The sequence below is a fragment of the Niallia endozanthoxylica genome (assembly GCF_008710145.1).
GTDB lineage: Bacteria > Bacillota > Bacilli > Bacillales > Cytobacillaceae > Bacillus_BD > Bacillus_BD endozanthoxylica.
Genome location: NZ_VYKL01000011.1, coordinates 55,247 through 69,493, shown reverse-complemented (window position 1 = coordinate 69,493; position 14,247 = coordinate 55,247). Strand labels below are relative to the sequence as shown.

Here is a 14,247-nt window from a genome sequence, read left to right as displayed (position 1 = left end):
GGATTGGCTTATGACCTCGAGGGGGTAGGCGCTGGAGCTAGATAAAACTAAAAGCGGAAGTGCCTTGCCAGTCAATGGTTAGGCGTAAATAGCCTTCATGTATAGAAATTTATACTTTCCTTTCAGAAAAGGTAAAGCAGCAGCTATTTATTAAGATTTGAATAGCTGCTGCACTTTCATATAGAGAAAAATCTTTCATTCCCTATTTTTACAAAAATTAATATTGTTAAGTTTCACAAGAAAAGGTAAAATAAAAATTATTTTTGTCTTCAAATATTCAAACTCACGTATAAGACATTCTTCAATAAGTAAGAACCTCAAGCGTTAATAAAAATCTTTCCTTTTACCTTTCATAAAATACTGCCTGAATGTTCTGCTCGTGGAGGGAATGATTGAAAATTCAAAAGAGTGGTGGAATCATGGGATTAAATATATCAAGTTTAGAGAATATGAAGTTAAAAGAGCTGTACGAACTAGCTCGCGAATATAAAGTGTCATATTACAGCAAGCTCACAAAAAAGGAATTAATTTTCGCCATTTTAAAAGCACGTGCTGAACAAGAAGGGTACTTTTTCATGGAAGGTGTCCTAGAAATCATTCAATCAGAGGGGTTCGGATTTTTAAGACCGATTAATTATTCTCCAAGTTCAGAGGATATTTATATTTCCGCCTCACAAATTCGTCGCTTTGATTTAAGAAATGGAGATAAGGTATCGGGTAAAGTCCGTCCGCCAAAAGAAAATGAACGATATTTCGGTTTGCTCCAAGTGGAGGCAGTGAATGGGGATGACCCCGAAACCTCAAAGGAGCGCGTTCATTTTCCGGCCTTAACGCCATTATATCCAAACAGACAAATGAAGCTTGAAACAACACATAAAAATATTTCAACAAGGATTATGGATGTTGTAGCACCCGTTGGTTTTGGTCAGCGTGGCTTGATCGTTGCTCCTCCAAAAGCAGGGAAAACAATGTTAATTAAAGAAATTGCCAACAGTGTGACAACGAACCATCCGGAGGCAGAATTAATCGTGCTTCTGATTGATGAGCGTCCGGAAGAGGTAACAGACATTGAACGTTCTGTTGCCGGTGATGTTGTCAGCTCGACCTTTGACGAAGTACCGGAAAACCATATTAAAGTAGCGGAGCTAGTGTTAGAGCGTGCTATGCGCCTTGTAGAACACAAGCGTGATGTTGTTATTTTAATGGATAGTATCACAAGGTTGGCACGTGCCTACAACCTCGTTATTCCGCCGAGCGGTCGTACACTGTCAGGGGGGATTGACCCTGCAGCGTTCCACCGTCCAAAGCGTTTCTTCGGAGCTGCCCGTAATATTGAAGAAGGCGGAAGCTTAACGATACTGGCAACAGCGCTTGTTGACACAGGTTCCCGAATGGACGATGTAATTTATGAAGAGTTTAAAGGAACCGGTAATATGGAGCTTCATCTTGACCGATCCTTGGCAGAAAGAAGAATCTTCCCGGCCATCGACATTCGTCGCTCCGGTACACGGAAGGAAGAGCTTCTTATTCCAAAAGACCGTCTTGACCTGTTATGGGCTATCCGCAAATCCATGTCAGACGCACCTGACTTTGCCGAGAAATTCCTTCGCAAGCTAAAACAAACGAAATCAAACGAAGATTTCTTTGCTGCCTTGAGTGATGAAATGAAGGCGAAACGTTCGTAAGCATTTTTAATAAATTGTTATGTTTAAGGATAATTTGATTTTTGTGGACTTGTTGATTGAAGTGGAAGGCACACGAAGACTCCTGCGGTCGCCCTAAAGTGCGCGAAGTGCCTGGAACGAAAATCAAAAAACAAGTTAAAAATAGGAATAAAACAGAAGTTGCAATTCAAAATAGACCTTGCTATAATATGAAGAGTGTTTTTCAGTAAAAAATAGCGTACAACTGTATTGCTGTAACATATAACTCTGTTTCGAAAGATTCAGGGCGGAAGGAGCTGAAAAGGAATGAAAGCAGGAATTCATCCTAATTACAAGAAAGCTACAGTGAAATGTGCTTGTGGTAACGAATTCGAAACTGGCTCAGTAAAGGAAACTATCCGCATTGAGACATGTTCAGAATGTCATCCATTCTACACAGGACGTCAAAAATTCGCTGAAGCTGGCGGTCGTGTTGATCGATTCAATAAAAAATACGGTCTTAAGTAAGAAAAACGTAAGGTGCCCGCTTAACGGCGACAAGCATAAGACGAGCCGGCATGAAGGTTGTTCTTTAACCTTCTTGACGGATTGGCTTATGGCCTCGAGCCGTTGGCGCCTGGAGTTAGACGTAATAACGAACGAAAAAAACAGGCAAGTTTCAGTCTTGCCTGTTTTTTGATGTTTAAAGAATCGTCCGTCCCATGCTTTTAATAATTGCTGTAAATAGGGTTTTGACGAAGAATATTGCCTATACTATAATTAGACTGTTATCCATGTAGAGCGACCTGCGTAAGGTGACTGAAGATACATATTATCGGATTCAGCTTCTTACGCTTCATAATACTTATCCGTTTTATTTTAATAAATGAGGTGAATGACCGTGTTTGATCGTCTTCAAGCTGTGGAGGACCGTTACGATAAGCTGAATGAGCTGTTAAGCGACCCTTCAATTGTTAGTGACACAAATAAGCTGCGTGATTATTCAAAAGAGCAGTCTGATATACAAGAAACTGTTATTACTTATCGTGAATATAAAGAAGTGAAAGTGCAATTAGCGGATGCAAAGGAAATGCTCGAGGAAAAGCTGGACCCGGAAATGCGGGAAATGGTAAAAGAAGAGTATTCTGAATTAGAAGACCGCATAGAGGAATTAGAAGCAAGGCTAAAAATTCTCTTAATCCCGAAAGATCCTAATGATGACAAAAACGTTATTATGGAGATTCGCGGTGCTGCCGGCGGTGATGAAGCCGCTCTGTTTGCCGGAGACTTGTACCGTATGTACAGCAAGTTTGCTGAAGCTCAGGGTTGGAAGACAGATGTCATCGAAGCAAGTACAACAGGTGTTGGTGGCTACAAAGAGATTATTTTTATGATTAACGGAAAAGGTGCTTATTCGAAGCTGAAGTTTGAAAATGGCGCACACCGCGTGCAGCGTGTTCCTGAAACAGAATCAGGCGGCCGGATTCATACTTCTACCGCAACGGTTGCCGTTCTTCCTGAAACAGAGGAAGTAGAAGTAGAGATTCATGAGAAGGATATCCGTGTCGACACGTTTGCATCTAGTGGACCAGGCGGACAGAGTGTTAACACGACGATGTCAGCCGTTCGTTTAACCCATCTCCCTACAGGGACGGTTGTTTCCTGTCAGGATGAAAAATCACAGATTAAGAATAAGGAAAAAGCGATGAAGGTTCTTCGTGCCCGTGTGTACGATAAGTTCCAGCGTGAAGCACAGGCAGAATACGACCAGCAGCGTAAATCAGCTGTCGGTACGGGTGACCGTTCCGAGCGTATTCGTACGTATAACTTCCCGCAAAATCGTGTGACAGACCACCGAATTGGTTTAACCATCCAAAAGCTTGATCAAATCCTTCAAGGGAAAGTCGATGACATCATTGATGCTCTTATTTTAGAAGAACAATCAAGCAAGCTGGAAAGTGCAGAGGATTAAGATATGGCGAAAATATACGAAGCTCTTCAATGGGCTTCTTCTTTTTTAAGAGAAAAGGGTCGTGACGAAAATGCCGGTGAATTATTGCTGCGCTTTTTCTTACATATGAATCGTACAACCCTCTTAGCGAACTTGCGAGAGGAGCTGGAGCCTGAGGTGGAAAACCGTTTCCGCGGTGCGGTAGAGCTTCATGGAGAAGGGACGCCTGTTCAGTACATAATCGGTCATGAGGAGTTTTATGGACGCACTTTTCGTGTGAATGAGTGTGTGTTAATCCCGAGGCCTGAGACAGAGGAGCTGGTGCTTGGGGCGCTTGAGCGGACATCCCGGTTGTTCGGTGAAAATCAGTCTGTTGATGTTGTTGATGTAGGAACGGGGAGCGGAGCCATTGCCATCTCGCTTAAGCTTGAGCGGCCGGTGCTTTCGGTAACGGCGAGCGATATTTCTGAGGAGGCTTTGGCCGTGGCACGTGGAAATGCTAGACAGCTTGAAGCGGAGGTTACATTTGTAAAAGGTGATTTGCTGCGGCCGTTTATCGAGACAGGCCGAAAATTTGACGTCGTTATCTCTAATCCGCCGTATATTCCAATTGGGGATAAGGTGGACATGTCCGTAGTCGTCACAGAGCATGAACCACATGGAGCCTTGTTTGCCGGTGAAGATGGGCTGGATTTGTACCGCAGGTTTGCCGAAGAACTGCCGCTTGTATTAAAAGAAAAAGCACTCGTCGGATTTGAGGTAGGAGCTGGGCAGAGCGGTGCCGTCTCTGATCTCCTTCGTACTGCATTCCCTAAGGCTCATATTGAAACTGTCCATGATATTAACGGAAAAGACAGAATGGTATTTATGGAATTGTCATAGGTGTCAGGCATCGCAAAAAGACAAAGTGTCCAAAGTGTCCATTTGCGGTGCCTGCACCATAGAGGGATACTTTATAAATCTATTAAAAAAATTTTTACATATTTGCTAGTTTAAAAATTTGGCATCCTGTCCACAATGGGTTAGTGAAGGGACGGTGCTGCTTTATGAAAAGAAAAAATCTAGCAATCATCTATTTATTTATCCTATCAATTGGTACAATTTTAAGTTTATATATACCTAAAAATGAAGTGACGGCAAATGATGCTTTGGTTATTCCAAATGATGCGATTCGTCTTCGCATCTTGGCTAACAGTGACAGTAGTGAGGATCAGGCTGTTAAAAGAATGATACGGGATGAGGTCAATAAAGAAATTACAAATTGGGTATCCGATTTAACTTCAAAAGAAGAAGCAAGAGAAGTCATCAAATCTGGTATTCCAGAAATCCAGAAGATTGCCGAGCAAGTCATGGAAGAAGAAAATATGAACCAATCGGTGAAGGTTGAGTTCGGTGTAGTGGATTTCCCAACTAAACTTTATGGACAATTTTTATATCCTGCAGGGCAGTATGAAGCTATTCTCATTACTCTTGGTGAAGGCACAGGCGCCAACTGGTGGTGCGTGCTGTTTCCGCCATTATGTTTCCTTGATTTTTCAAACGGTGTAGCGGTAAGTGAAGGGTTTGATGAGGAAGAAGAGCAGGTAGCTGAAAATAAAGACGAAAAGAAGTCTGATAATGAAAAATCCTATGATTCAAAAGAAGATAACGAAAAGTTTGTGGATAAAGAGGAAAATAGTACTTTAGTGTCCACTGAACAAGCTGATAGCCAGGAACAGGCTGTAGCGGCAGAGGTTATCGAAGCATCAGCTGCTTTCAGTGAAGAAGCAGAAAAAGAAGTTAAGAAGACTGTGGATAACGAACCTAATCAAGCAAAATCAGTTGAGAGCAAAGTCATTCAAACGCAATCAGTTGAAAAAGAAGAGCCTGCTGTGGAAACAGAAGATAAGCAAGAAGAGCCTGCTTCAGTAATAGAAGAAGTTGAAACACAAACAGAGAATAACGAACAAGAAGCTCCTATTTACATAGGTGAAGATGAAGAGCCGGTTGAAGTGAAGTTTTTTGTTAAGGAAATTTGGGATAGAATATTTGGTTAAGCAAGGGAAGAAGGTACTCTTCTTTCCTTTTTCATTGGATCTTTCTATCTATGGAGTTACCCCTAGACCATTCTTTGCGTGCTTGTTCACCCATCTGAATTCAAAATAAAGGTACTACTTTCTCTATTTTTTCATATTAATAGTTTAACGAACTGAAACTAGGGGGGAGTTGTATGGGCGCAGTGATTCGTTGTGCACTCAATGATGATGTTGATAACTTAATGACTTTTTTGGAGCGGGCAGGTCTGAGTACGGATGGGGTGGAAGGAACCATTGATTCATTCCTTATCATGGAAGATGAAAAGGGCAATATTCAGGCAACGATTGGAATTGAGCAGTTTGGCAAGGTAGGCTTGCTGCGCTCGTTAGTGATGACGTCGCAAACGATGAAAAATGATGTCTATATATTATTTGAGCAGATTTTCCTCCTTGCATCGGAAAAGGGCATGAAGGATATCTTTATGGCCACTAATAAAATTGGAGCAGTGAAGCTGGTTGAACTTCTTGGTTTTCAACAAATTAAGAAAACGGAACTGCCGCCGGTATTATCTCAAGCTGGTCACGTTCAACACGTTCTCACTGTGGATAACTCCATTTTCCTGAAAATTTCACTCTAAAATCTGTTAATATCCACAAATTTATCCACAAAATGAATGTTTTTATCCACAATTTGTGGATAAGGCTTGAGTTGTTCACTATCTTCTTTTATACTTTCAAAGGAAATTAGCGTAAATTTTAGTGTTTTTGAAGGTGGAAGATGATGAATACAAATTATTGGTCAGTGGATAAATTTGTGGATAAACTGGAAAATTATCCACAAATTCAACAAGCTGCTGATCTTTTATCAAAAAATGAAGTAGTCGCGTTTCCGACTGAAACGGTTTATGGACTGGGTGGAAATGCGAAAGATAATCAGGCGGTCGAAAAGATTTTTGCAGCAAAAGGACGTCCAAGTGACAATCCGTTAATTATTCATATCGCTGGGCAGATACAGCTTACGGACTTTGTGGAGGACATTTCTGCACATGCGCAGCTGCTGATGAGTCGTTTTTGGCCGGGGCCGCTCACGATTATTTTTCCATTAAAAAAGGGGTTTCTTTCCAGTAAGGCAACAGCCGGGCTGGAGACGGTTGCTGTTAGGATGCCGGATCATCCAGTAGCGATGGCGATTTTGAAGGCTTCGGGTCTGCCGATTGCAGCGCCAAGTGCCAATCGGTCTGGCAAGCCAAGCCCAACAACGGCATTGCACGTAAAAGAAGATTTGGACGGCAGGATTGCAGGAATTGTGGATGGCGGTCCGACAGGTGTCGGGGTGGAATCCACAGTCATTGATTGTACGTCGGAAATTCCGGTTATTCTTCGTCCAGGAGGAGTCACGAAAGAGCAGTTGGAAGAGGTGGTCGGTGAAGTCCATGTCGATCCGGCTTTGGCTGATGAAAAGGAAGCGCCGAAATCACCAGGCATGAAATACCGCCACTATGCACCGGATGCCCCGCTTTATCTTATCGATGGAACAAGGGAAGATATTCAAAGGCTGATTAATGAGCAGCACCGGGAGGGCAGGAAAGTAGGCGTTCTTACCACAGCGGAAAATGAGGCATTTTATGATGCAGATTATATCTATGCCTGCGGTGAACGAGATCGTCTTGAAACTGTTGCAAGCTCCATTTATGAAGCCTTACGCAGCTTCAATAAACAGGATGTTGATCTAATTTATAGCGAGATGTTTCCGAATGAAGGTGTGGGAAATGCGATTATGAACCGGCTGTTGAAGGCGGCTGGTCAGCGGGTCATTAAAGGTTAATAAAGCATCTGAAATAGGGCTTGTGAAGGCCTGGTTTCAGATGCTTTTTTGCTTGAAAAAGGACCTTAGCGCGAGGTCCTGTGGTGTTTATAATTCCTGGAGTTCATCGACGGTAACAAACGTATAACCTTTTTCAAGTAAGGTTTGAATCACTCCCTCAATCGTTTCCAGTGCTTGCTCAGCATCCTCGTACATCGGATGCAGCAGGATAATGGAGCCCGGCGTTACATTTTCTTTTACATATTTCACCTTGTCAGAAGCTGCGCTGTAAAAGGTGTCAGGCTCCAAGTTCCAGGTGATGGTTTCCTTGTTCTGCTTTTTCAAGTAATAGGGCAATCCGATAAGTTTTTTTCCGTATGGCGGACGAAAATCAATTTCTCCCTCATATCCAGCTTCAAGAATTAACGTGTCCGTTTTTTCAAGCTCTTTTTGGATAAACGAAGGTGTTTTGAAAACCATACGATGATGGGAATAAGTATGATTGCCAATTTGATGGCCCGCTGCGGCAATTTGTTTTGCTCCTTCAGGGTAGTTCTCAATATCTTGGCCGATTAGAAAAAAAGTAGCCTTCACATTGTATTTGTCTAATAAGGGTAAAATTTGAGTGATGTTCTCAGTCGGTCCGTCGTCGAACGTTAGCGCAACCACCTTTTTATTTGTTTCTACCTGTGCAGTCATCCCGCCGAAGAGCTGAAAGGTTCGCGAGGTCGCTAACGTATAGGTGCCATAAAACAATAAGAGAAAGACTAAAATGCTTAACCCTGTGATAAGTAATTTTTTCTTCATATAGGATACCTAACCTTTTATTATGATGAATACCCACTTAATTATAGCAACAATGAACATCATACTTATAGAGGAATGTTTATGCTGATGAAAAGGTATGTTTTCAACAGGTTTACCCACATATTCAGTTAATGGGCTATGTTATTGCTGAAAAAAGGAACTTTTCAACAGAGTATCCACATATCAAGTTAGTGCTGCATGTCTATTCCTCGAAAAAATGGGGGTTTTCAACAGGGGAATCCACATATTCACTGCGTCTTGCGGTGAAAAATGATTTTTTTGAAAAGAAAAGTCTATTTATTCACTTACTGTCCACATAATCAGTTCAACCAAATCCAATTTTAATATGTATTTTGGGAATAAGTCTGTGGATAAATGATAAAATGCTGGATAAAACCCCAATCAGACAGTCCATCACAGCAGTAAGTTCAAGATTCAATTACAAATCACTCAATAAACACCCGCTTCTAAATCCATTTGGACTTGCATATGTTGAAATAGCACGTCCGAGGGGGAATGGGGATGCCGCCAATTATTGGGGAGTTAATTACAATCATCATTATGGCTTTTGCGCTGGGGATGGATGCTTTTTCGATTAGCTTGGGGATGGGGATGTATAAGCTGCGATTGCGGCAGGTTTTTAAAATTGGAATCACAATTGGAATTTTTCATATTTTTATGCCGTTGTTTGGAATGCTCGCTGGGCGGTTTTTATCGGATCAGTTTGGGGCCGTTGCTGTTTATATTGGCGGAGGGCTGCTGTTAATTTTAGGTGTACAGATGATTTGGTCTAGCTTGGCAAATAATGAGGAGAGTCTGATTACGCCGGTTGGATTCGGCTTAATTTTGTTTGCACTTAGCGTAAGCCTTGACAGCTTTTCAGTAGGACTGACCCTAGGGATATACGGAGCACAAACCGTAATTGTTCTCGCCTGTTTTGGTGCAGGTGCCACGCTTCTATCGTGGCTCGGACTAATGATAGGCCGTCGCGTTCAGGATTGGCTCGGAAAATATAGTGAAGTATTGGGAGGAGCGATTCTTCTATTCTTCGGAATTAAGCTGCTATTTCCAATGTAAGTCCGCGCACCCTTTATTGGGTGTTTTTGCCATTCTGTTATATAATTGAAAAGGAAAATATAAGCTTTATTTATACGTTAATAAAGAGAAAAATTCATTATATATCTATGGAATGAGACTGAATTATTTTATAATCTATAGGTAAAGGAGATGGTGACATGACTTGTGTGTTATTTGTTTGTACAGGAAATACGTGTAGAAGTCCGATGGCAGAATCGATTCTAAGGAACATGGCTATTCCGGGGCTGGAAGTGAAGTCGGCTGGAATTTATGCACAAACGGGGAGTGTTGCTTCTGCGAACGCGAAAAAGGTTCTAGATGAGCAGGAGATTCCTCATAATCATCAGTCATCATTGCTCGATGAAACACTTGTGGAATGGTCAGATTATATTTTAACGATGACTGCTGGACACAAGGACACGATTTTGAACAGATATCCAGAGGCACATTCAAAAACATTTACCTTGAAGGAATTTGCCCAAATAGGTGGATATCCTGATATCGCCGATCCATTCGGCGGACCTGTTGAAATATATAGGGAAGCTTTTCATGAAATCAAGGAAGCTATTGAAAAGGCAACAATTATTTTACAGCAAAAAGAAGGATAAAAAAAGCATTAGAATTTTACAGTAGACAGAAAAATGACCGAAAGAAAGGCGGCAATACTTTGTAATGAACCAATTCGGTACAGGGAGGCAGCATGAAGTGCAGGAGAAACGGCAGTATAAATGGGGGCTAAGAAAGCAGCTTGTTGTTTTTGTCATAACACTGGCGTTGATTACCTATACGACCAGTGCATTTTTTATTTATTTTGTATACCCGTTTGTCAAAGATATAATCGGTTTTGGAGAAGTCGCGTTTACAATTGTCACGTTGTTGTTTGGGGTAATCTGGTCAGGGATTCTGGCCTTTTTTGCTGCTGGCTTTATAATTAATCCGTTGAAGCAGCTGGAAAAAGGTGCATTAAAAGCAGCTGCCGGGGAAATAAGCGAGGATATTGAGGTGTCTAAATCAGACAATGAAATTCGCTCGCTTGGCATGGCCTTTAATAAAATGCTAGCAAACCTTCGCGAAATGGTTCAGCGTATTGAGGAAAATTTTAACGAAACAAATCAAAAAGTATTGGAGATTTCTTCTGAGTCAGAAGCAGCGTCCGAGCAGATCCATTCGATTGCATCCACGATTACCGAAATTGCAGCCGGAGCTGATAATTCAGCTATATCGATTCAAGAGACAGCCGAATCGGTAGAGGAACTGATCCGCATAGCCCAGCAGGTGGAAGATAAAACGGTTATCTCTGAGACTCTGTCAGTTGAGATGGTAGAGGATCTGTACCATGCGAAGCAGGTCATTCAATCGTTGATTTCAGGGATTGAAACTCTTTCGAATGATAACCAACGTTCGCTGCAAACCGTCAAGAGGCTGGAGGAAAATGCTTCTCAGGTGGAGCGGGTGATTGGTCTTGTTGGAGACATTGCCTCGCAAACCAACTTGCTGGCATTAAATGCATCTATTGAAGCAGCGCGGGCAGGTGAGCATGGAAGAGGCTTTGCGGTTGTTGCCGATGAGGTTCGCGGATTGGCGGATGAAAGTGCAAAGGCTGTTCAGGAAATTACTAGTCAAGTGAAATCCATTCAACAAGGTGTACAAAATGTTGTTCATCAAATCACAAAACAAGTGGAAAGTGCCAGCTTAGAGGTGAAGAAAGGAACGGAAACAAATGTTGCGTTGGAGGACATGGCAAACAGCGTGATGAAGATGGTTGCTTCAACATCAGAAATAAAACAGCTTTTGAATCATCAGATGGCCGGAATTCAGGCATTATCGAATCAGTCTGAAGCTGTCTCAGGTATCGCGGAGGAAACGTCCGCTAGTACGCAGGAGATTACAGCATTGATTCACCAGCAGAGCGCTGTGATGAAGAGCGTAGAGGATCTGACCGTTGAGTTAAAAGAACAGGCCGGAAAATTGAAAAGTACGATTGTCAGGTTTAAAGTATAGGGGGGAAAATACTGGGATAGGTGATAGATAGTTGGGTGAATGACAAGTACTATTTATTTTTCAGTGAATATGACAAACTAAGCAGAGAAAAAAAAGCTTTAGGAAAAACAAGGAGGAGAACAGAAATGAAGGTAGCAATTGCATCCGATCATGGTGGAGTAAATATTCGTGAGGAAATCAAAAATTTAATGGACGAGCTTGGAATTGAATATCAGGATTTTGGCTGTGAGTGCGGTACGTCAGTTGATTACCCTGACTATGCTTTGCCGGTTGCAGAAAAGGTAGCAAGCGGTGAGTTTGATAGAGGAATTCTTATTTGCGGGACAGGTATCGGCATGAGTATCGCGGCCAACAAGGTGAAAGGAATCCGATGTGCTCTTGTGCATGATGTATTTACAGCAAAGGTCACACGTGAGCATAATGACAGTAATATGCTTGCCATGGGTGAACGCGTAATTGGGCCGGGGCTGGCGCGTGAAATTGCAAAAACATGGTTAGCTGGTGAGTTTGAAGGCGGCCGCCATGCGAACCGAGTTGGAAAAATAACAGAGTATGAGAATAAGCAGTAATGGGTGATGCGAATCGGAAGGGATGATTCGCAATTGATCAATTGAATGAATAGCAGTAGCACAGGAATCAAAAGAAAGGGGGATTTCGAGAGCATGAACATACAAGAGCAAACACAAATCATACTTTCTGATTTCCGAAATATGGTCGAGTTGCGAAAAGGACAGGTTTTTGTCATTGGCTGCAGTACAAGTGAAGTGAACGGGTCGAGAATTGGAACCTCAGGTACAATTGAAACGGCGGAAATCCTTTTTACTGAATTTAAAAAGTTTCAGGAAAGTACTGGAGTTGAGCTTGCTTTTCAGTGTTGCGAGCACTTAAACAGGGCACTTGTTGTGGAACGGGCAACGGCTGAAAAGCATGGGTTTGAAATCGTATCGGTTGTACCTGTACGAAAAGCTGGCGGGTCCATGGCAACCTATGCTTATGAACATATGGCAGATCCTGTTGTTGTTGAGTTTATCCGGGCTGATGCGGGCATTGATATCGGAGACACCTTCATCGGCATGCATTTAAAGCATGTAGCGGTTCCTATCCGTGCATCCATCCATACAATCGGCAGCGCACACGTCACATTGGCCAAAATAAGACCAAAGCTTATTGGCGGCGAACGGGCTGTCTATGAGCAAACAAAGTCTAATAAGTCTTGCAGCTGATGCTATTATTAAGAGTACAGTAAAACTGGAATGTTCGGTTTTAGAACATATTGTCCATACCTGTATTTTGACCATTGGGGCTGTTTTCCTGATAAAAAGTCCTTACAAAGTCCTTGTTTTTCAAGCAGGGACTTACAAGTAAGAGGAAAAGTCGAAAAATGTGGAAAATCCTTATATTTTGCAAAAATCATATTCAATTATTCGGAAAAACGTGTTAAGATATAAAAAGTTAAATTTTCAAACTAAGTTGAATTAAGGCAGGATTTAGACAAGGAGGATATATAAATGAAACACGTAGCACAGCAGGATGAAAAAGTTTTTAAAGCAATACAACTGGAGCTTGGCCGTCAACGTTCAAAAATTGAATTAATTGCATCGGAAAACTTTGTAAGTGAAGCGGTAATGGAAGCACAAGGTTCTGTTTTAACAAATAAATATGCAGAAGGATATCCAGCAAAACGCTATTATGGCGGTTGTGAATATGTTGATATCGTAGAAGATATTGCTCGTGACCGTGCAAAGGAAATCTTCGGTGCCGAGCACGTGAACGTTCAGCCGCACTCTGGTGCACAAGCAAACATGGCTGTTTATTTTACAATCCTTGAGCCAGGCGATACAGTTCTTGGAATGAACCTTGCTCACGGCGGCCACTTAACACATGGAAGTCCGGTTAACTTCAGCGGTGTTCAGTATAACTTTGTTGAGTACGGAGTGGACAAAGAAACTCAATATATCGATTACAATGATGTAGCAGAAAAAGCACGCCAACATAAGCCAAAGTTGATTGTTGCTGGTGCAAGTGCGTATCCAAGAGAAATCGACTTTAAAAAGTTCCGTGAAATTGCTGACGAAGTAGGCGCTTTATTAATGGTTGATATGGCTCATATCGCAGGTCTTGTTGCGGCTGGCAAGCATCAAAACCCAGTGCCGTATGCACACTTTGTGACAACAACAACTCATAAAACACTTCGCGGACCACGCGGCGGTATGATTCTATGTAAAGAAGAATTTGCGAAAGCAATTGATAAATCAATCTTCCCTGGAATCCAAGGCGGTCCATTAATGCATGTAATCGCAGCAAAAGCAGTTGCGCTTGGCGAAGTACTTCAAGATAGCTTCAAGGACTATGCGCAAAACGTTATTAACAATGCACAGCGCTTAGCTGAAGGATTAAAAAAGGAAGGCTTAGGCCTTGTTTCTGGTGGAACTGATAATCACTTATTACTTGTTGATTTACGTTCACTTGGCCTTACTGGTAAAGTAGCTGAGCACGTACTTGATGAAGTCGGCATTACCGTTAATAAAAATGCGATTCCATTTGATCCAGAAAAACCATTTGTAACTAGCGGTGTACGTATTGGTACAGCGGCTGTTACTTCACGCGGCTTCGGTCTTGAGGATATGGATGAAATTGCATCAATCATCGGTTTAGTATTGAAAAACCATGAAGATGAAGCGAAACTTCAAGAAGCAAAACAACGCGTAGAATCATTAACAAGCAAGTTTGTATTGTATCCTGAATATTAATAACTTAAGCCGGCTTCTCTGAGGAGCCGGTTTTTGTGTATAAGCTTCTGCTTGAAAGGATTTCACGGTCGACTTCAGCATGCACAATGGATAAATAGCTAGTATCGGAACTTGCCATAAGTTGTCTGTTTTTTTACACTTTTTGATTCGTGTTGCTCTCGGGGTCTTTTTTCTGTACAATAATACGAAGTGAAAACAG

Annotated in this window: 14 protein-coding genes; 13 read left to right on the top strand and 1 reads right to left on the bottom strand. The window is 41.9% G+C overall.

Annotated features, from left to right (window positions below; all coding sequences use genetic code 11):
* The first annotated feature begins 419 nt into the window (after positions 1-419).
* The 7 genes from rho to F4V44_RS05290 all read left to right on the top strand — a co-directional run bounded on the left by rho (position 420) and on the right by F4V44_RS05290 (position 7,434).
* Positions 420-1,685 carry a transcription termination factor Rho gene (gene rho, locus F4V44_RS05320; RefSeq protein WP_150438970.1) on the top strand — a complete coding sequence of 422 codons (1,266 nt, stop codon included), beginning with the start codon at positions 420-422 and terminating at the stop codon, positions 1,683-1,685.
* Between the two features lie 285 nt (positions 1,686-1,970).
* Positions 1,971-2,171, top strand: a complete 201-nt coding sequence (gene rpmE, locus F4V44_RS05315; RefSeq protein WP_150438960.1) for a 50S ribosomal protein L31 — start codon at positions 1,971-1,973, stop codon at positions 2,169-2,171.
* Between the two features lie 373 nt (positions 2,172-2,544).
* Complete coding sequence (prfA, locus tag F4V44_RS05310) at positions 2,545-3,615, top strand: peptide chain release factor 1 (protein ID WP_150438959.1); 1,071 nt, start codon at positions 2,545-2,547, stop codon at positions 3,613-3,615.
* Between the two features lie 3 nt (positions 3,616-3,618).
* The gene (gene prmC, locus F4V44_RS05305) at positions 3,619-4,476 is read left to right on the top strand and encodes a peptide chain release factor N(5)-glutamine methyltransferase (protein ID WP_150438958.1); all 858 of its coding nucleotides are present in this window, start codon (positions 3,619-3,621) and stop codon (positions 4,474-4,476) included.
* Positions 4,477-4,640: 164 nt separating this feature from the next.
* A complete protein-coding gene (gene spoIIR, locus F4V44_RS28360; RefSeq protein WP_150438957.1) occupies positions 4,641-5,630 on the top strand; it encodes a stage II sporulation protein R in 990 nt (329 codons plus the stop codon).
* 173 nt (positions 5,631-5,803) lie between these two features.
* Positions 5,804-6,247: a GNAT family N-acetyltransferase gene (locus tag F4V44_RS05295; protein ID WP_150438956.1), complete on the top strand. Its 444-nt coding sequence runs from the start codon at positions 5,804-5,806 to the stop codon at positions 6,245-6,247.
* A gap of 143 nt (positions 6,248-6,390) precedes the next feature.
* Positions 6,391-7,434 (top strand): L-threonylcarbamoyladenylate synthase, encoded by a 1,044-nt coding sequence (locus F4V44_RS05290; RefSeq protein ID WP_150438969.1) that lies wholly within the window; start codon positions 6,391-6,393, stop codon positions 7,432-7,434.
* An 87-nt stretch (positions 7,435-7,521) separates the two neighbouring features.
* Here F4V44_RS05290 and F4V44_RS05285 read toward each other — a convergent pair whose 3' ends face one another.
* Positions 7,522-8,220 carry a polysaccharide deacetylase family protein gene (locus F4V44_RS05285; protein ID WP_150438955.1) on the bottom strand — a complete coding sequence of 233 codons (699 nt, stop codon included), beginning with the start codon at positions 8,218-8,220 and terminating at the stop codon, positions 7,522-7,524.
* Between the two features lie 522 nt (positions 8,221-8,742).
* Between F4V44_RS05285 and F4V44_RS05280 the strand changes: the two genes are divergently transcribed.
* The 6 genes from F4V44_RS05280 to F4V44_RS05255 all read left to right on the top strand — a co-directional run bounded on the left by F4V44_RS05280 (position 8,743) and on the right by F4V44_RS05255 (position 14,048).
* Positions 8,743-9,297 (top strand): manganese efflux pump MntP, encoded by a 555-nt coding sequence (locus tag F4V44_RS05280; RefSeq protein WP_150438954.1) that lies wholly within the window; start codon positions 8,743-8,745, stop codon positions 9,295-9,297.
* A 158-nt stretch (positions 9,298-9,455) separates the two neighbouring features.
* Positions 9,456-9,905: a low molecular weight protein arginine phosphatase gene (locus tag F4V44_RS05275; protein WP_150438953.1), complete on the top strand. Its 450-nt coding sequence runs from the start codon at positions 9,456-9,458 to the stop codon at positions 9,903-9,905.
* 64 nt (positions 9,906-9,969) lie between these two features.
* A complete protein-coding gene (locus F4V44_RS05270) occupies positions 9,970-11,298 on the top strand; it encodes a methyl-accepting chemotaxis protein (RefSeq protein ID WP_191090576.1) in 1,329 nt (442 codons plus the stop codon).
* Between the two features lie 125 nt (positions 11,299-11,423).
* A complete protein-coding gene (rpiB, locus tag F4V44_RS05265; RefSeq protein ID WP_150438952.1) occupies positions 11,424-11,867 on the top strand; it encodes a ribose 5-phosphate isomerase B in 444 nt (147 codons plus the stop codon).
* Between the two features lie 93 nt (positions 11,868-11,960).
* Positions 11,961-12,521, top strand: a complete 561-nt coding sequence (locus F4V44_RS05260; RefSeq protein WP_396897476.1) for a TIGR01440 family protein — start codon at positions 11,961-11,963, stop codon at positions 12,519-12,521.
* Between the two features lie 285 nt (positions 12,522-12,806).
* Complete coding sequence (locus F4V44_RS05255; RefSeq protein ID WP_150438950.1) at positions 12,807-14,048, top strand: serine hydroxymethyltransferase; 1,242 nt, start codon at positions 12,807-12,809, stop codon at positions 14,046-14,048.
* The last annotated feature ends 199 nt before the right edge of the window (positions 14,049-14,247 follow it).